Origin of the sequence: Ramlibacter aurantiacus (genome assembly GCF_016722895.1) — a bacterium.
Lineage (GTDB): Bacteria > Pseudomonadota > Gammaproteobacteria > Burkholderiales > Burkholderiaceae_C > Ramlibacter > Ramlibacter aurantiacus.
Window position 1 is genome coordinate 1 of record NZ_JAEQNA010000009.1, and the last position, 15,953, is coordinate 15,953.

17 protein-coding genes and 3 pseudogenes are annotated in these 15,953 nt (G+C 63.1%); 8 read left to right on the forward strand and 12 right to left on the reverse strand.

Annotated features, from left to right (window positions below):
* From JI739_RS19960 to JI739_RS19970, 3 genes are all read left to right on the forward strand, one after another.
* Nucleotides 1-749: Mu transposase domain-containing protein (locus tag JI739_RS19960; protein WP_435531625.1), on the forward strand; the 749-nt coding region annotated here is incomplete at its 5' end.
* The gene (gene istB / locus JI739_RS19965) at nucleotides 749-1,564 is read left to right on the forward strand and encodes an IS21-like element helper ATPase IstB (RefSeq protein ID WP_201685727.1); all 816 of its coding nucleotides are present in this window, start codon (nucleotides 749-751) and stop codon (nucleotides 1,562-1,564) included. The genes JI739_RS19960 and istB, both read left to right, overlap by 1 nt.
* A gap of 451 nt (nucleotides 1,565-2,015) precedes the next feature.
* The gene (locus tag JI739_RS19970) at nucleotides 2,016-2,255 is read left to right on the forward strand and encodes a hypothetical protein (RefSeq protein ID WP_201685729.1); all 240 of its coding nucleotides are present in this window, start codon (nucleotides 2,016-2,018) and stop codon (nucleotides 2,253-2,255) included.
* Between the two features lie 139 nt (nucleotides 2,256-2,394).
* Here the strand turns inward: JI739_RS19970 and JI739_RS19975 are convergent, their stop codons facing one another.
* The 4 genes from JI739_RS19975 to JI739_RS19990 are packed head-to-tail and all read right to left on the reverse strand — an operon-like array spanning nucleotide 2,395 to nucleotide 5,360.
* On the reverse strand, nucleotides 2,395-3,144 hold the full coding sequence (locus tag JI739_RS19975; protein ID WP_201685731.1) for a carboxymuconolactone decarboxylase family protein: 750 nt from the start codon (nucleotides 3,142-3,144) through the stop codon (nucleotides 2,395-2,397).
* A 42-nt stretch (nucleotides 3,145-3,186) separates the two neighbouring features.
* Nucleotides 3,187-3,927 carry an N-acyl homoserine lactonase family protein gene (locus JI739_RS19980; protein ID WP_201685733.1) on the reverse strand — a complete coding sequence of 247 codons (741 nt, stop codon included), beginning with the start codon at nucleotides 3,925-3,927 and terminating at the stop codon, nucleotides 3,187-3,189.
* A complete protein-coding gene (locus JI739_RS19985; protein WP_201685734.1) occupies nucleotides 3,924-4,316 on the reverse strand; it encodes a 5-carboxymethyl-2-hydroxymuconate Delta-isomerase in 393 nt (130 codons plus the stop codon). The genes JI739_RS19980 and JI739_RS19985 overlap by 4 nt, the downstream gene beginning before the upstream one ends.
* Before the next feature lie 27 nt (nucleotides 4,317-4,343).
* Nucleotides 4,344-5,360 (reverse strand): Bug family tripartite tricarboxylate transporter substrate binding protein, encoded by a 1,017-nt coding sequence (locus tag JI739_RS19990; protein WP_201685736.1) that lies wholly within the window; start codon nucleotides 5,358-5,360, stop codon nucleotides 4,344-4,346.
* Between the two features lie 112 nt (nucleotides 5,361-5,472).
* Here JI739_RS19990 and JI739_RS19995 point away from each other — a divergent pair, with 112 nt between their 5' ends.
* Complete coding sequence (locus JI739_RS19995; protein WP_201685737.1) at nucleotides 5,473-6,417, forward strand: LysR family transcriptional regulator; 945 nt, start codon at nucleotides 5,473-5,475, stop codon at nucleotides 6,415-6,417.
* Between the two features lie 148 nt (nucleotides 6,418-6,565).
* Here JI739_RS19995 and JI739_RS20000 read toward each other — a convergent pair.
* A pseudogene (locus JI739_RS20000) lies at nucleotides 6,566-6,748 on the reverse strand (IS3 family transposase); the annotation flags it as partial.
* Between the two features lie 58 nt (nucleotides 6,749-6,806).
* Nucleotides 6,807-7,711, reverse strand: a pseudogene (gene tnpC / locus JI739_RS20005) (IS66 family transposase); the annotation flags it as partial.
* A 120-nt stretch (nucleotides 7,712-7,831) separates the two neighbouring features.
* Between tnpC and JI739_RS20010 the strand changes: the two are divergent.
* From JI739_RS20010 to tnpB, 4 genes and pseudogenes are all read left to right on the forward strand, one after another.
* Nucleotides 7,832-9,070 carry a hypothetical protein gene (locus JI739_RS20010; protein ID WP_201685739.1) on the forward strand — a complete coding sequence of 413 codons (1,239 nt, stop codon included), beginning with the start codon at nucleotides 7,832-7,834 and terminating at the stop codon, nucleotides 9,068-9,070.
* A 291-nt stretch (nucleotides 9,071-9,361) separates the two neighbouring features.
* Nucleotides 9,362-9,715 carry a transposase gene (locus JI739_RS20015; RefSeq protein ID WP_201685741.1) on the forward strand — a complete coding sequence of 118 codons (354 nt, stop codon included), beginning with the start codon at nucleotides 9,362-9,364 and terminating at the stop codon, nucleotides 9,713-9,715.
* Nucleotides 9,712-9,801, forward strand: a pseudogene (locus JI739_RS24945) (hypothetical protein); the annotation flags it as partial. The gene JI739_RS20015 and the pseudogene JI739_RS24945, both read left to right, overlap by 4 nt.
* 26 nt (nucleotides 9,802-9,827) lie before the next feature.
* Nucleotides 9,828-10,061 (forward strand): IS66 family insertion sequence element accessory protein TnpB, encoded by a 234-nt coding sequence (gene tnpB, locus JI739_RS24895; protein ID WP_435531629.1) that lies wholly within the window; start codon nucleotides 9,828-9,830, stop codon nucleotides 10,059-10,061.
* 651 nt (nucleotides 10,062-10,712) lie between these two features.
* On the opposite strand, the gene JI739_RS20025 is transcribed toward tnpB, so the two are convergent.
* The 6 genes from JI739_RS20025 to JI739_RS20050 all read right to left on the reverse strand — a co-directional run bounded on the left by JI739_RS20025 (nucleotide 10,713) and on the right by JI739_RS20050 (nucleotide 15,930).
* Nucleotides 10,713-11,150, reverse strand: a complete 438-nt coding sequence (locus JI739_RS20025; RefSeq protein ID WP_201685742.1) for a hypothetical protein — start codon at nucleotides 11,148-11,150, stop codon at nucleotides 10,713-10,715.
* A 296-nt stretch (nucleotides 11,151-11,446) separates the two neighbouring features.
* The gene (locus JI739_RS20030) at nucleotides 11,447-12,352 is read right to left on the reverse strand and encodes a LysR family transcriptional regulator (protein ID WP_201685744.1); all 906 of its coding nucleotides are present in this window, start codon (nucleotides 12,350-12,352) and stop codon (nucleotides 11,447-11,449) included.
* A gap of 129 nt (nucleotides 12,353-12,481) precedes the next feature.
* Nucleotides 12,482-13,474: an ABC transporter substrate-binding protein gene (locus JI739_RS20035; protein ID WP_201685745.1), complete on the reverse strand. Its 993-nt coding sequence runs from the start codon at nucleotides 13,472-13,474 to the stop codon at nucleotides 12,482-12,484.
* Nucleotides 13,475-13,518: 44 nt separating this feature from the next.
* Complete coding sequence (locus JI739_RS20040; RefSeq protein ID WP_201685747.1) at nucleotides 13,519-13,953, reverse strand: GlcG/HbpS family heme-binding protein; 435 nt, start codon at nucleotides 13,951-13,953, stop codon at nucleotides 13,519-13,521.
* A 54-nt stretch (nucleotides 13,954-14,007) separates the two neighbouring features.
* On the reverse strand, nucleotides 14,008-14,976 hold the full coding sequence (locus JI739_RS20045; protein ID WP_201685748.1) for a Bug family tripartite tricarboxylate transporter substrate binding protein: 969 nt from the start codon (nucleotides 14,974-14,976) through the stop codon (nucleotides 14,008-14,010).
* A gap of 45 nt (nucleotides 14,977-15,021) precedes the next feature.
* Entirely contained in the window at nucleotides 15,022-15,930 is a 909-nt protein-coding gene (locus tag JI739_RS20050) for a dihydrodipicolinate synthase family protein (RefSeq protein ID WP_201685750.1), read from the reverse strand.
* Nucleotides 15,931-15,953: the final 23 nt, after the last annotated feature.

A 15,953-nucleotide genomic window follows, 5' to 3' on the forward strand; every position in this document is an offset into this window, starting at 1 on the left:
ACTGCGCGCTGTGCCGCCGCCGGGTCTTTCGATGCTCGTTCATCTGCTGTCCATCAAACTTAGATGGACAGCAATCTTGCGCAGTTAGCTGCGCCTCTCAAGATGGGTTTGGCAGACGCTTACCGTTCTGCCGCTACTGGGGCGTCACGCCGCGCGCCTGCGCGCCGTACCGCGCCAGGACCAAGGGCAAGGACGAACGGGGAGTGGGCTACGTCAAGGGCAACGCGATTGCCGGACACCGATTCGACTCACTCGATGCGCTGCGCGCGCACCTGGCCCACTGGATGCGCGAGATTGCCGATTGCCGCACGCACGGCACGACGGGCGAGCCGCCGCTGCAGCGCTTCGAGCGGGACGAGCGCCAACGACTCAAGCCAGCGGCGTCCAAGGCGCCGTTCCTGCAGGTGCGCGAGCTCGTACGACGCGTGCACACCGACGCCTGCATCGAAGTCGACACGAACCGCTACAGCGTGCCGTGGCGCTTGATTGGCGAGAGCGTCACGGTGATCGTGTCAGACGCCGTGGTGCGTGTGTTGCATGCTGGCCGCGAGGTTGCCAGTCACGCCCAAAGTGCTGCGAGGCGCGTGAGCGTCATCGATCGCAGTCATCTGATTGGCATCGTCGGTGCGCACCTCGTGGGCACCACCTGGTTGCCGCGAACAGCTGCCTTGCCTGTCGCTAATGACATGCCGGCGCAGTTGCTGAGGCCATTGGCCGAATACGAAGCGGCGCTTGGAGGGAGCTGGTGATGGCCACGCTTGCGAAGAAAGCCGCAGCTGAGGCCGTCGACGAACTGGTGCCGATGCTCACGCGGCTGCAGCTGACCGCCATACGCGATCAGCTCGACACCTTGCTCGACCAGGCTGCGCGTTCCGAGCTGAACCTGCGTGAGGCGCTGGCGATGCTGTGCGCCGCGGAGGTTGGACGCAAGAACGAGCGGCGCATCCAGATGGGCCTGTCCATCGCCAAGTTCCCGTTCGTGCGCACGTTGGAGGGCTTCGAATACGACGCGCAACCGTCGATCGATTCCAAGCAGATCCGCGAGCTGGCGACCTCGCGGTGGGTGGCTAATGGGGACAGCGTGCTGCTGCTGGGGCCGCCTGGCGTTGGGAAGACTCACTTGGCGGTTGCCCTGGGTCGTGAGGCGATCGTGCGCGGCTACAGCACGCTGTTCGTGCCGGCGACCAACCTGGTCACCCAACTGGCTCGTGCGCACGTGGACGGCCGGCTGGAAGAAAAGCTCATTCACTTCAGCAAACCCAAGCTGCTGGTCGTCGATGAGCTGGGCTACCTGCCGTTCGAGCCGAACGCTGCACACCTGTTCTTCCAGCTCGTGAGCCGGCGCTACGAGCGCGGCTCGATGCTGGTGACCAGCAACCGCTCGGTTGCCGAGTGGGGCGGCGTGTTCGGTGATCCGGTGGTGGCTACGGCGATCCTGGATCGACTGATGCATCACAGCCACGTGATCACGATCAGAGGCGACAGCTACCGGCTCCGATCGAAGCGCCGCGCTGGCCTGGCTAACCAGGCCAGCGCGAAGTCGGATGCTGCTTCAAGTTCTTAACCCAGGGGGGTCAAAACTCGATGTCGGCAGGGGGTCAGTTCTCGACGTCGCTTGACAAGCGAGTGCAACTGCCTCGGCGTCAGCTCGCCCGGTAAATAGGTGCTCAAGGTTGCATGAGCCAAACTCTCGCACAAGCTCCTTCTGCCGCACTGGGTGGTTGCCAAAGCGAACACTGCGCGTGGATCCGGCCGATGACGGGATTCGGTAGACCCCGTGACCCCGTAGCTCCGAGGTGAGGTAAGCCACCCATCGGGGCGTTCGTGAGAGCTGCGGCGCGCGTCGGTCACCTCCTGCCGGGACGCGCTGAACGGCTACCAGCAGGGCCTCTGCTTCTACTGCTCGGCCCCGGTGTCGACGAGGGAAGCGGCCACGTTCGCGGACGTCGACCACTTCTTCCCCCCACGCGCTGAAGCGGACCGCGTTGAACGGTCGGGTGGACGGGGCCCGGAACTTGGTCCTCGCGTGCCGCGGGTGCAACCGGGGCGCCGGTGGGAAGTTCGACCGCGTGCCGGCCGAGCGGCTGCTGGACCGCCTGCACGCGCGCAACGAGTTCCTCATCGGCAGCCACCACCCGCTGAGGGAGACCCTCGTCCTGCAGACCGGCGCGACCGAGCCAGTGCGCCGCGGCTTCCTGCGTGACTTCCACGCCCATGCGGTGCGACACCTGATCCACTGCTGGCAGCCGACCTGACGGCGAGACTCGCTCAGGCGAATGCGGCCAGCGCACACCTGGTAAATCAGGTGCATCCCCGTTTCGGCTTACCTCGAGTCGTCCTGCAAACCAAACACTGCGCGCGCTCGCGAGCACGTTGTCAACAATGGAGGGGCGATCACTCTGCCTTCGCCGTCGCCTGCCCAGGGCAGATGCGTTCGTACACCTGCGCGGCCTCAATCCAGCCGGGCACACCCCCGCCGAGGATGGCGGTGGTCATGCCATCGAGCACTTCTTCCTGCGAGGCTCCACAGCCCAGGGCTGCCTTTGCATGAATCTCGAGGCCGGTCTGATAACGCTCGGCCGTGTTCAGAGCAACGAGCATAAGTTCCTTGTATTTCTGGGGAATGAAGGCGTCCTTGAGGTTCTCACTGCGCAGCTTGAAGTAGCCTTCGAACAGCGTTGGCTTTTTGTCCGCCAGGATGCGCACGAAGCCGGGCAGCTCGCCCATGGCTTTCTTGAAATAAGCGAGGATCTCGTCCTTGCGCTTGAACGCCGTGTCTGAGTCGTCCGCGCCTTCGGTGAGCGCCTTGTCCAAACCGAGCACGCGCGCGCCTTCCATGTACATCATGGTTCCGCGCGAGGGCAGGAATACTGCCAATACCTCGTGCCATTCCTCCACCGTGGCGCCCGCCCGATTCGCTGCGTCGGCATGTGCGCGCGCCAGTGGTTCGTAACCCTTGGCCACGAAGATGATGAAGAGCATGAAGTGCTTGATTTTCACCGGCAGCGGCCCCTCGTTCAGGATGCCGTTCACCAGCTGAGCGAAGCCCTTGGCCTGCTCCGGACCCATGGAAACTAGGGTGTCGATCCAGTCTGCCTGTCCGAAGGTGCCGGCCAGTGTCTCGTGTGCCGCGTCTGCTCGCATATCGTGGGGCGTGGGTAAGAGTTGATGAAAGAGAAAAGGCGTTCAGCCAATGGCAGCGCCGTCCAGCCACTTGGCATCGTGGTTTGGCACCAGGATGGCCGCGAGGTCCCGCACCTTTACCATGCTGTCGTAGGCCTTGATGACGTCGAGGTGGACGCCCGGCACGACGAGCGGCATTGATTTCTGGATGCGCTCGCCTGGAAAGAAGTTTTCCTCGATACAGCAGAAGCCGGTGATGATCGCGACGCCGCGCTCGGTCTCCACGGCAACCGACTGGCCGCCCGGCGTATGCCCAGGCGTGAAGACGGTGCGCACGGACGGCGTGACCTGGTAATCGCCTTCGACGGTTTCCAATTCGAGACCTTCGACCACGCGCGCGTCGTAGAACCGGTCGGCAGGGTGCGGGGCTCGCGCGAATTCAAGTTCTGCCTTCTGCACGATGAAGCGGGCATGGATTAGGTCGCGGATATAGGCAACATGGTCTAGGTGGAGGTGCGTGAGGATCACGATGTTGATATCGGCGACAGCTAGGCCGTGCCGCGCCAAGCCCTCCTCGAGCGTCTGAATGTGGGTCACGGTGTCCCTGGGACGTCCCCAGTGTTCCGTCGCCTGTTCGGCCGTGCCGCCTGCGTCTACGAGGATGTTTTGGCCAGCATCCTGGATCAGCCATACGTAGTAGCCGAAACGCACGTCCTGCCCATGGTTGAACAAATGGGTGAACTTGGCCTTCTCACCACGGCCCAGCAAGCCGACCAAGGGGATGGGGTGGATCTTGGTCGTCATTCTGGCTTTCGCTTCGCTTGAAACTCTTCGAGATTGCACAGGAGGAACCGGTGGGCCACATCAATCTGCTGAACTTCGAGCGTGATGCCCAAGGGCAGCCGTTCCTGAAGCTGCTGCAATTGCCCCGTCACCGCCTCCATCAGCGTGGCACCCAGCTCTCGCAGTTGCGAATCGCTTCGCGGCCGCACGCGCGCCACTATGTGGACCATGCTGTTGCTCGCGTGCTCGTCACCGATTAGGTAATCATCTAGCTGGATTGCGCGAGTTCGCACGCTGCTCGGCAGGAAATGACCAGACGCGCAGGCGGCCCGGTGCAAGGCAGTCAACAGCTGCCGCACGTCCAGATGCTCCGCGAGGTTAGCGGTGTACTCCACCACGATGTGGGGCATAGCTGCGGCGCGGCGGGCAATCGCTTCTCAGTCAAGGGTGACGCCGATGTCGCGAACTAGCTTGCGCCAGGTGGAGACCTCATTGGCGAAGAAGCGCGCCAAGGTCTCCGGATCGGAGCCCACGGGATCGGAGCCCAGCTCACGCATCTTGGCCGCCGTGGCTGGATCCTTAACCGCTTCGGCAAACGCGACGCTCAGCGTGCTGACGACCTCGCTCGGCGTACCGGCCGGCGCGAACACGCCAAACCAGCTGGTTGCGTTGTAGCCGGTGACGCCGAGCTCATGCAGCGTCGAAATCTCGGGCGCCACAGCCGAGCGTGTCTGGGTGCTCAGGCCAAGGGCCTTCACCTTGCCAGCCTTGATCAGCGGGAGCCCGGTGATGATGCTGTCGAACACGACGGGCACTTGCCCCCCCAGCACGTCGTTCATCGCCGGCGCCGCGCCCTTGTAGGGCACGTGAGTCATTGGGACCTTGAGTGTGGCGCGCAGCAGCTCCATGAACAAATGCGAGCCCGAGCCGCTGCCCGCGCTCGCAAACTGAACGCCACCGGGGGTGGATTCGGAGTGCTTCTTCAGGTCGCTGATACTGGAGATGCCAGAGGCGGGGTTCGCCATTAGCACATACGGTGAGGTCGACAATAGCGAGACCGGCGCCAGGTCGCGTTCGGGATTGAAGGGTAGGCGCGCGTAGAGACTGGGGTTGATGCCGTTGGCAATGCTCGCAAATAGCAGCGTGTAGCCATCCGCTTTCGACTTGACCACGCGGTCAGTCCCGATGTTGCCGGCCGCCCCCGGCAGGTTCTCGACGACTACGGGTTGATTCAGCTTTCTGCTCACGCGCTCTCCGATCAGGCGCGCGGCAACGTCCACGCCGCCGCCCGGCGGAAAGGCGACCACTAGCCGGATCGGGCGCTCAGGAAACCCCGCCGCCATGCTGCCGGTTGTCGCGCCTAACAACGCAAGCGCCAGCACGGCACGGCGCAGGAGCCGTGGCTGATGCACCCCTGTGCTTTTCTCAGCGCCAGTCCGAAGTCTCATCGTCATGTCGTCTCCTTTGGTCTTGCAGACAATGTAGGCAGCCGCCCCATTCATGGACAGGGGGGTATTGGGCAGACCAGCTATGATCATTTAGGCATGGGGACGGAGGTACTCATACGTGAGCACAGCATGGGATCTCAGCAGGCTCAGGCTCTTCCTGCTGGTGCTGTCCGAAGGCAGCCTCACGCGGACCGCAGTCGCATCGGGTCTCACGCAGCCCTTCGTGAGCCGCCAGATCGCGCGCCTGGAAGAGGAATGCGGCGGCAAGTTGTTCCTTCGAACCGGCCGGGGCATGACGCTGAGCGACTTCGGGGAGCAATTGCTGCCCCGCATCCGGGCGCTGGTCGAAGACGCCGACGAATTGACTGCCACTGTTCGCGAACGCCGCGGCTTGCTAGCGGGAGAGGTCACGTTGGGAGTCCTGTCCTCGCTGTCCCCGACGCTGGTCGTGCCACTATTCCTTCGCCTTCGTGCGCTGCACCCGGGCATCCGCCTGCGCGTGATGGAAGGCTCCGTCGCACACATTGACCAGTGGGTGGCCAGCGGCGCCGTGGACCTCGGGGTGACCTACGACTACGGCAATATCGGGGCTGGGAGCGAAAGCTTGGCACGGGTCTCGTCCTACCTCGTGAGCGCAAAGGGAGACCGGCTTACGCAGACCGACAACGTTCCGTTTCGCAAGCTCGACGGGCTGCCCATGGTGCTGCCGAGTGCGATGAGCAGCATCCGCGTGCTCCTTAGACGACTGGAACGCGAAGCCGCCATTAAGCTGGAGGTCTTGCTCGAGGCCGAGTCAGGCCAGATTCAGCGCGCCTTGACGGCCCATGCAGGGACCTACACCATTGCCGCCTACCACGCCATTGAAGAGGAAGTCCGAAAGGGACAACTACAGGCCGCCTGCATCATCCAGCCCGAAATCATTCGCACGATCGCCATGAGTGCGACGACCGTGCGCGCCACCTCAGGCGCAGCTCGCGAGACCGCTCGCCTTATCCGGGAGCTGTTCGCGGACAAGGAGATGCAGTCTAGGCTGGGCGGCACGAACGGCCTCAACCCCCGTTAGTAAGCGCCTAATTGGTGAGTTCCACGCCTGCGGCGCTGCGACACCTGATACATCGCTGATAGGAAACACGCTCGGGCGGTGTCACTCGCCGCCCGGAAGGGCTCACTGGCTGGCCTCACCCAGTGGTGGCGTCGGGTACGTCGGGTGGGTCCTTGGGCAATCCTCGGCGCCTGGGTCTGGCTCGCAGGGCCTGCACCTGCATCAGGCGCTCAATGCGGTGCAGGCCGCAGCATTCACCGAGGGCCAAAACGTCATGCCAGACACGGCGGGCACCGTTAGTTCGGTCGCTGCCGATGAAGCTTTGCCGCACCTTCACCGACAGGGCTTCGTCCTCCAGTATGCGTGCGGTGATCCCATCTTGACCGCGTTGCGGCCGGAGGATCAACGAGTCAGCGTGCCGAGGGTGTCCAGCGGTGCGGTAGCAGCTCGTCGATTCGGCTGGCCGGCTGCGTCGGCAGCCTCGCATGGACGTCGCACAGGTACGCATGAGGGTCATGGCCGTTGAGCCGTGCCGAGTGGATCAGGCTCATCACCGCGGCGGCACGTTTGCCCGCTCTCAGGCTGCCGGCGAACAACCAGTTATTTCGACCGATCGCGATTGGCCGGATCAGGTTCTCTACCCTATTGTTGTCAGCGGGCAGTTGACCGTCATCGAGGTAGCGCGTAAGTGCCTTCCATCGCGTGAGGCTGTAGTCGATGGCGCGGGCTGTCGCCGATCCTGGTGGCACCAACTGCCGCTGCGCCGTGAGCCATGCGTGCAGGGCGTCGGCAACGGGCTTGCCCTTGTCTTGGCGAATGCGCCGTCGCTCGGCGTCGTCGAAGTCAGCGACCTCGCGCTCCACTTGGTACAAGCGGACGAACAGTTTCAGGGCCTTCTCCCCGATCGCACTCTTGTGGTTCACCCACAGCTCATGGAACTTGCGCCGTGCGTGCGCCAGGCAGCCAGCGTCGGCCACGCCTTGGGCGAACAAGGCCTTGTACCCCGAGTAGTCGTCACACACCAGCGTCCCGCACCAGCCGTCCATCACGTGCGGTGCGACCGGCGCCTGCACGATGGTTTGCACCGCGCGCAGGCCTCTTTGCCGCGCACATGGCGCTCCACGGTGAACACGCCGGGTACGTAGTCGAGCTTCTCGGCAACGTCCTCGCCGATGCGCCTCATCCGGCAGCCGCAGGCGCAGGTGGTGCTGTCTGGCTCGTGGCGGATCTCGCGGCGCGGCAGGCTCGCCGGCAGCACAGCGCGCTTGGGTTGGAAGCGCTCGATGGCTGGGGCAGACGCCGGGGCCAAGGGCTTGCGAACTTCAGCCGCTTGAGCGCGGCGTTCTCGTGCGTGAGCTTGTCGATACTGCCCGACCCCGTGGAGTCCGATGAGTTCGAGAGCGAACTGGCGGGGCCTGGCCCGCCCAGCGGGTCCGTGCTCCTTATCAAGTTGAACTATGGATTGCTGCTGGAGCGGCCACTAGGATGGCGCGCCCAGTTGCCTTTTATGGAGCACGGAATGGCGGAACGCAAGATCCCAAGCTCACTGACGCAGGCGCGTCTGACCCGCAAGGATTTCCTCGCCCTAGGAGCTTCCACATTGCTCGTCGCGTGCGGCGGCGGCGGTGCCGATCCTTCGGACATTCTTACTGTCGAGCCGCGAGCAAGAGGAGGCATCGGTGGGGCAGGGGGGGGCAAGCCGGGCACAGGTGCGGGGACGCTGTATCGCATTCAGATCCTAGCCAGTGCCGCCGCACAGCAGTACGGGAAGTGCATCAACAAGGCCGGCCAGGTGGTAGGGCAGGTCACCAGTCCCACTCAACTCGCCCTGGTTCCAGTCCAGTGGAACGACGACGGTACCCAGACCATTCTGGAGGACGCCTCGGGCTGGGCGAATTACATCAGCGAGTCCGGCGTGGTAGTCGGATTCGCGGGTGTCTACAGCAGTGCCGGCGCTAGGATGTGGAGCAACGGCGTGACCTCTTTGCTTCCCGTTCCTGCAGGCTCTACGGCATACCCAAACTGCATCAGTGACGTTGCAGGGATAGTCGGGTCGTTGAGTGCGCCGAATGCGCCAACCCAGGGTGTCTGGTGGCGGGGCAATGACGTCATTGTCCCTACGCCGCCAGTCGGCACATCCAGCTATCTAGTCCAGGGCATCAATGACAGCTCCCGCATGGTCGGCGCCGCGTTCCTTCCAGAACAGGGCAGGCAAGTTCCGGTGCTGTGGAGTAATGCGGACACACCGACCGTCCTTCCAATGCCCTCGGGGAACGGGTGGGCCGGTGGTAGTGCAAGCCGCATTAGTTCGCAAGGCGTCGTTGCCGGTACTGTTTTGTCATCACGGAATGTGAGCTGGGCAGCAAGATGGGTGAATGAACAGGCCACGCGCCTGCCCGTGCCGCCGCGCTACCAGAGCTCGACGGTCTCCGGGACGGATTACCAGGGGACGATCTTTGGCAGCGGGGTTGATGGTGCCGGTGGAACACAAGCTCTCATGTGGACCAGCGACAAGGTGACGATATTGTCCGACCTCATCGATCCGGTAGACCCGCTATATGGAACAGCATTCATTTGGGATGCTATCGGACGGGACGCACAGGGCCGCATCCTTGCCGGCATCTCAGCCCCGATGTATCCCAACGCGCTCGCTTTTCTGGTGCCGTCAGCATAGAGACGACTGGCGCGAGCCTACATGCGACGCCCGCGCGGAGGCTCGGAATTCGGCGGGTCTGACCCTGGTATCTCAGGCGTCTGATCGAATCTGCCTCGGTGCACTGCCGAAGCAAAGGCGCGATCGCCTGCTCATCTACAGGCGATCTGGCGGGCAACAGTTCGAAAGAAAGTTGGTCTGCAAGCGAGGCCTCACGGCCCTATTGAACTGACCGACAGAGCAGGTCAGCATGTGTCCACGATGCAAGACAGTGGACACACCTCCGAGTGGAAGGGCGAGCGCGTCGAGCGCGTGAAGGCCAACGGAAAGCGAGTCTTCTCCACCGCCTTCAAGACCTGGCTGGTTGAACAGGCGGGCAGGCCTGGCGTTTCGGTGGCTGCCCTGGCCATGCGACATGAGATCAATGCGAACCAGCTTCGACGCTCGATGCGGCTGGACCACCTGGTGCCGCCCGCGCGCACACCCGCCGTCCTGCCGGTGGTGATGGCGCCGCAGCCGTGCGGGTCGCAGCTCGCAATTGCGACGCCGCAGCCCGCACAGCGCTCTCTGCCGATCGAAATCGAAGTCGCCGGCGCACTCTTGCGGGTGCACCACGGCACCGAACCTGAGCAGCTGCGGATGGTTCTACAGGCGCTGCGCGCATGATCGGTCTGCCTGCCGGCACCCGCGCTTGGTTGGTAGCGGGCCACATCGACATGCGCAAGGGCTTCGACGGACTCGCGGCCATCGTGCAGACGACACTGGCGGCCAACCCGTCCTGTGCGGCCATGTGTTCGCCTTCCGTGGCCGCAGGGGTGACATCCTCAAGGTGCTCTGGTTCGACGGACAAGGGCTGCTGCTACTTGCGAAGCGGCTGGAGCGCGGCCGCTTCGTCTGGCCGCAGGCGGACAGTGGCAGCGTGGCGCCCACTCCCGCGCAGTTGTCGATGCTGCTCGAAGGCATTGACTGGAGGATGCCGGTTCGCACCGACGCGCCGCGGCTGGCGGCGTGAGCTGCTGTATGACGTCGCCTCCGGTGTGGACCTGATAGGCGCATCTGCGCCGAGCGGGCACAGCATCGATGTGCTTGGCCGCAGCGACACCTCCACCGAAATGCTCGACGAACGTCGAGGCTCTCAAGCGCGCTGGCCTGCTTGCGCACGTGATGGTGAGCAAGTATCGCGACCATCTGCCGTATCGGCAAAGCCGCTTCGTGGTCGCAAGACGGCGTCGACGCTCTTCAGGGAAAGTGGAGTGGCATGTGGTCAAGCAAGAGTACGAGTGCCAATGGCGACCTCGAATTACATTTCGCCAGGCCAGAGGGCAATGCGTTCTCCGGCCAGATTCGGCAGACGCGCCCCGACAACGCGAACTGGCGATGCTCCGAGGACCTTGATTCGATCCAGGTGCGGCGCAGCGGAGACGCGTTCACGTTCGATTACTCGCCGGGCGGGCGGTGCGCAAGGGCGTCACACACGTTTCGACTGCAGGACGGCAAACTGATCGGTAGTTACCGGCTGCCGAGTGGTGCCGAGTCGGAGTACGTCCTGACAAGGCACTAGATGTGTTGTCTCTACAGGTTGCTCACTACATACCAGCGCGCTATGAAAGCCTCACTCCTGTCTGCGGTGATGGTCCTTGCTCTCTCGGGTTGCGCCGCGACCTTACCTGCCGCTGCCGAATTGGCAAACAAGCGTGACGTTTCCATTTGCTGAGACCGTTTGTTGCCACTGCTCTGTCGCCTGATTGATAGGGTGGGTCGCTACGCAAACGCCTCCTGTCGTCGCGAAGTCGTATCGCACTGCCGTGCCGCTGGTCGGCGGAGGGACCGCTCCTTCGCACTTCAACAAACCATTTCCGTTAGCACTTTGCGTCGAGAGGATCCTGGTATTCGTTGTGAATGCGAAACCGCCATCGCCGTCATAGAACGCGCAACCGGTACCGGTAATCGAGACCGCCGGTGCCGCATGGGCGACAGAGGTGATGAGCGCAAGCGCGGAAGCAAACACGACAGTAGCGTTCATGGCCATGACGATGTATCTCCATGCCAGCATGACAGCGCTGGCGTTGTAGCGGTGGCGCCGGTCTTTTCCGGCGGTCACCGCCGGTACGGGGGGCGGTTGCCCCGACGTCCGCCTCTGGCAATCTGAACGGACGAGTTCTTGGCACGGGAGGAAGGACTCGAACCCTCGCATGCCGGGTCAATCCGGAGCCTTGCCGACTCCCCAGTACCATGGCTGCTAGTGTGGACTCCCACGAGCGGCACCGCCATCAGATGAATCGCTCATGACGGAGGGGAGCTTTGACCTGGGCGTCGAAGGCAGGTGGCGCGGGGCGCTCGCGCCTCAGCGACCGGAGATCGTGAACCGCGGGCGTCACCGCGGCGGCGACGGCTCGATCACTCACCGACCTTCGCAAGCTCCTGCGAAAGCGAAATGAATCGCCGCACCGCTTGCGCATTGGCGCTGCGCCTGAACGCGAGGCTGAGCGGTACGGTCAGCGCTGCCGGCGGCTCGAAGGTCCGGTAGACGACATTGTTCTGCTGCATGGAATTGAGGGACCTTGGAACCACCGAGATGCCCAATCCAGCAGCAACCAGCTGGATGGCCGCGACGATCCGGCGTACCTCCTGAACAACCTCGAGCTCGACGCCGGCCGCGCCGCAAGCTTCAAGCAGCATTTCCTTGATGCCGGAGCCGTTGACCTGTCGATAGAGGATGAAAGGCTGATGGCCGAGATCACTCAAACGCAGCCCTTCTTTTCTTGCGGACGCCAGCGCATGCTGCACAGGCACGGCGACGACCATGTCCTCCTTGATCAACTCGATGCTGTCGAGCGTGGTGTACTTCGTGACGGCAGAACGGACGAATGCTGCATCGATGCGTTCCTCTTCGAGGGCGCACAACAGGTCGTGGGTGGCGCCCTCTTCAATTTCCAGAGAAATCAGAGGGTAGGCAGACCGGAAAGCGCGAATGATGCCGGGCGTCAGCTGGTGCAATGACGCAGAACTTGTATAGCCGATTCGCATGCGTCCTTCTTCGCCCAAGTCGAAGCGCCGCACCCGCTCCTTCGCGTCATCCACGCGGGTCAGGATTTCCCTTGCTTCGCCCAGGAACAACTTGCCGGCCGGATTGAGCTGGATCCGCTTTCCCGCCCGTGTGAACAGCTTGACGCCCAGCTCCTCCTCGAGCGCCATGATCTGCACGCTCAGCGGCGGCTGCTGGATGCACAAGCGCGCCGCGGCACGCGTCATGTGTTCCTCCTCGGCCACAGCGACGAAATAGCGTAAATGTCTGAGCTCCATACGCTTGTACCTCGGTGAGCACCGACGCAAATCAGGAGCGATGCGAATTGAAGGTAAAGAGGCGCGGTGCTGCCGGGGATCGTACTGCCGAACCAGGCGTCGCCCGCCACCTAGGGCGGTCGCGCCACGCTAGATCTTGTATGTCTCGAGGGTCTCTGGAGCGAAGAGCGATTCGGCTTCGACGATCGACGGTGTCAGCCCCTGCTGTACCGAATACTTCAACAAGGTGTCCAAGGTCGTGCGCGTGTCGTTCAAGCCGTAGGGCCAGAAATCCGGGCCCATTTCCGCCCGGACCTCGTCCACGTTGGAAGTCATCCAAGGCAGCATCGTCTTCAACACGACGGTCTCGTCGAACTCGTCATAGATGATTCGTTGCGCTTCCACGAATGCCTTGTACAGCGACGCTGCGATCCAGCGGTTTTGCTCATAGACATCACGCCGGATGACCATGACATGCATGATGGGGAAGATGCGCGTCTTCCTGTAGTAGGCGCGCTCCACCTCGGCGTAATTCGAAAACAACCGCCTGACCTTGCCGTCCCCGGCCTTGAACGTCGAAGGTGTCCGGGCGCTGTAAAGGGCGTCGATCTCGCCATCCTGAAGCATCTTCGAGAGGGTCTGGGTCGCGCCGATCCGCTCCACCCGGATGTTGCTCGGGAGATCGAGCTTGAGCTTTTCGGTCCTGCCAGGCTGTTCGGCACCGCCGGTGAAGTACGTGACGCTGTCAACCGGCACCCCATGGTGTTCCGCCAGGATGCCGCGAATCCAGACCGCCGCGGTCATCTGGTATTCCGGCGTGCCGACCCGCTTCCCGATGAGGTCCTCTGGCTTCGAGATGCCCGAGTTCGCGTTGACGAAGATCCCGGAGTGCCGAAACATGCAGGACGGGAAAACAGGAATCGCGATGAAGGGATTGTTCGGCTTCGAGGCGGCGATCAGGTAAGACGACAGCGACAACTCCGCGACGTCGAACTCACGGTTGCGGAGCATTCGGAAGAATGTCTCTTCGACCGGCAGGTTCAGATAGGTGAGGTCGATTCCGTCGGGGCTCACCGAGCCGTCCATCAGGGCCCGGGTTCGGTCGTAGTTCCAGCAGGCGAGCGAGAGCTTGAGTTTTGACATGCTTGTGAAGGGTTCCGGCAGGGTCGTCGCGCGCCTGGCAGGCGTCAGGCGGTCAGGCCCGTCGTCTTGTAGAAGTAGGCGAGGGCCGCCTCTGCGCACTCGACATCTTCGTGGGCGGTCCCCGAGCTGATGCCGACACCGCCAACGATCTCCCCGCCGACCACCACCGGTAGGCCTCCACCGATGATGCTGAAGTGGCCGCCGTTGGTCATGTGGATTCCGAACGTGGGTTTCCCGGGCTGGCACAGCTCGTTGTAGACGTGGGTGCCTTTCCTGGCGACGGCGCCCGTGAACGCCTTGTCGATCGCAATGGAAATGCTGCTGATCTTTCCGCCGTCCATGCGGTCGAACTTGATCAGGTGCCCGGATTCGTCCGTGACGGCAATGCACATCGGGATTCCCATTTCGCGCGCTTTTTGCGCGGCCCCGTCGATCAGGACCTGCGCTTCTTCATAGGACAGTCTTTTGATGTTCAGCATGGCGATCGTTGCGGTGTGGGTAGGGTGCGAGTCAATCGTGCGGAGCTTGATCCATCACTCAGGCTTGACGCCTTCGGTCGCGAAAATCTTGGCGTACTTGGCGTAGTCGGAAGCGATCATTTCCCCGAACTTGCTCGCGCTCATCACCTTGGGCTCGAGTCCGCTGTCGATCATGTTCTTGCGGGTGTCGGGTGACGTCACGATCTCTCCGATCTCCCGGTTCAGGCGCTCGACGACGTCCTTGGGGGTGCCCGCCGGGGCTGCGAGCCCGAACCATCCGTTCATGTGGAAGCCGGGAACTGTTTCACCGATCACCGGAATGTCCGGGTGCATCGGCAACTTCTCGGTGCTGGCCACACCCAGGATCTTGAGTTTCCCGCTCTTGGCGTGCTGCGCGATCGAGGGCATGGGGTTGAACATGAATTGCACGGCGCCCGCGAGCAGGTCGTTCATCCCCTGCGAGCTTCCCTTGTACTGGATCTGCACGGTCTTGATGTCCGCCATGGAGCTGAACAGCAGTCCCGCCAGGCCCTGGGTCGAGGCCGTTCCGCCCGACGCCCAGTTCAACTCGCCGGGATGCTTCTTGCCGTACTCGATCAGCTCCTTGAGGTTCTTGACGGGCAGGTTCGCCGTCACGGCCAGGAACAGCGGCGCTTCGCCCAGCATGGCCACGGCCACGAAGTCCTGGAGGGGCTCGTACGGATGGTTCTTGACGATGGACTTCGTCATCACGAAGGTCGGTGTCACCAGGCCGAGCGTGTAGCCGTCCGCAGGTGACTTGGCCACGAGGCTCATCCCCATCGTGTTGCTCGCGCCGCCACGGTTCTCCACCACCACGGGTTGCTTCAGGCGTTCACTCAGCTTCTGCCCGATCATCCGCGCCACCTGGTCCGCGCCGCCGCCGGCTGCATAAGGCACGATGATCTTGATGGAGCGATTGGGGTAGCTGCTCGTCTGCGCGGTGGCCGAGAACGAGATGGCGCAGAGGGCAGCCGTTGCGAACGCAAGGAAAAGTGATTTCATGATCTGTCCTGGTTGCGTTGAGAAAACGTCGGATGTGCCTGGTCGCTAGGTCTTGAGTTCGAGGTCGGTGCGCTTGATGTAAGCCTCCAGGGCCTGTAGGTCCTTGCCGCTGATGGGCGGGTAGGGGGGGTATGGATCGCCGGCGGAAATGCCGAGGATCTTCAGCGCCGCCTTCAGCGTGGGCGTCAGGCCGTGATGCATCCACCGCGCGGGGAACAGGGCGAACTGCAGCTGAAGGCGCGCAGCCTCCTTCATGTCGCCGGCCACGAATGCCTGGATCACCTTGTTCGCAAGCATCGCGGCGGGCGGCGGCAAGGTGATGCCGGAGCCGCCGAGCTCGAGGGTGATCAACAGCATCTGCATGGTGGTGAAGTACTTGGCGTGGCCCTCCAGTTCGATCTCCGCGATGAGGCGCGACACGCGGGACAGGTCTCGAGAGCTTTCCTTGACGTACTTCACCCGCTCGAGCTTCGCCAGGGCGATCGTGTCCGCAATCGACACATTCGCGCCCGGGCCCGGGTTGAGATACAGGATCACCGGCAGGTCGGTCTCCCGGGAAATCAGCTCGAAATAATCGAGCAGCTCCTGCTGCGTGGGTTCCCCGCCGAAAGGGCGTAACGGCGCCAGCAGCTGCACGGCGTCAGCGCCGATTCGCTGCGCATGATGCGCAAGCTCGACGGCGATCTTGAAGGACGGGTGCGAGATACCGACGGCCACGGGACGGCGCCGGTCCACATACTCGAACGTTCTGTCGATCAGATGCTTGCGCTCTTCGAGCGTCAGGTAGTGGTATTCCTGCGCTTCGACGCCGGCTGCGATCACCATCGCCGCATTGCAGTCCTCGACGACATAGTCGACGCCAGCCAGCAAGGCCTTTTCGTCCACCTTCAACTCCGCCGTGAACGGCGTCAACGGGGGGACGATGAGTCCGGGCAACTTGATGGGGGTGTCCATGGATGGCCTGTTCGGGTGTCTGT

What these genes read in the sequence shown, in the direction of transcription:
- istB (WP_201685727.1), top strand. Translation starts at nt 749, where the DNA reads ATGGCCACGCTTGCGAAGAAAGCCGCAGCTGAGGCCGTCGACGAACTG.
- JI739_RS19975 (WP_201685731.1), bottom strand. Translation starts at nt 3,144, where the DNA reads ATGCGAGCAGACGCGGCACACGAGACACTGGCCGGCACCTTCGGACAG.
- JI739_RS19980 (WP_201685733.1), bottom strand. Translation starts at nt 3,927, where the DNA reads ATGACGACCAAGATCCACCCCATCCCCTTGGTCGGCTTGCTGGGCCGT.
- JI739_RS19985 (WP_201685734.1), bottom strand. Translation starts at nt 4,316, where the DNA reads ATGCCCCACATCGTGGTGGAGTACACCGCTAACCTCGCGGAGCATCTG.
- JI739_RS19990 (WP_201685736.1), bottom strand. Translation starts at nt 5,360, where the DNA reads ATGACGATGAGACTTCGGACTGGCGCTGAGAAAAGCACAGGGGTGCAT.
- JI739_RS20030 (WP_201685744.1), bottom strand. Translation starts at nt 12,352, where the DNA reads ATGGAGCTCAGACATTTACGCTATTTCGTCGCTGTGGCCGAGGAGGAA.
- JI739_RS20035 (WP_201685745.1), bottom strand. Translation starts at nt 13,474, where the DNA reads ATGTCAAAACTCAAGCTCTCGCTCGCCTGCTGGAACTACGACCGAACC.
- JI739_RS20040 (WP_201685747.1), bottom strand. Translation starts at nt 13,953, where the DNA reads ATGCTGAACATCAAAAGACTGTCCTATGAAGAAGCGCAGGTCCTGATC.
- JI739_RS20045 (WP_201685748.1), bottom strand. Translation starts at nt 14,976, where the DNA reads ATGAAATCACTTTTCCTTGCGTTCGCAACGGCTGCCCTCTGCGCCATC.
- JI739_RS20050 (WP_201685750.1), bottom strand. Translation starts at nt 15,930, where the DNA reads ATGGACACCCCCATCAAGTTGCCCGGACTCATCGTCCCCCCGTTGACG.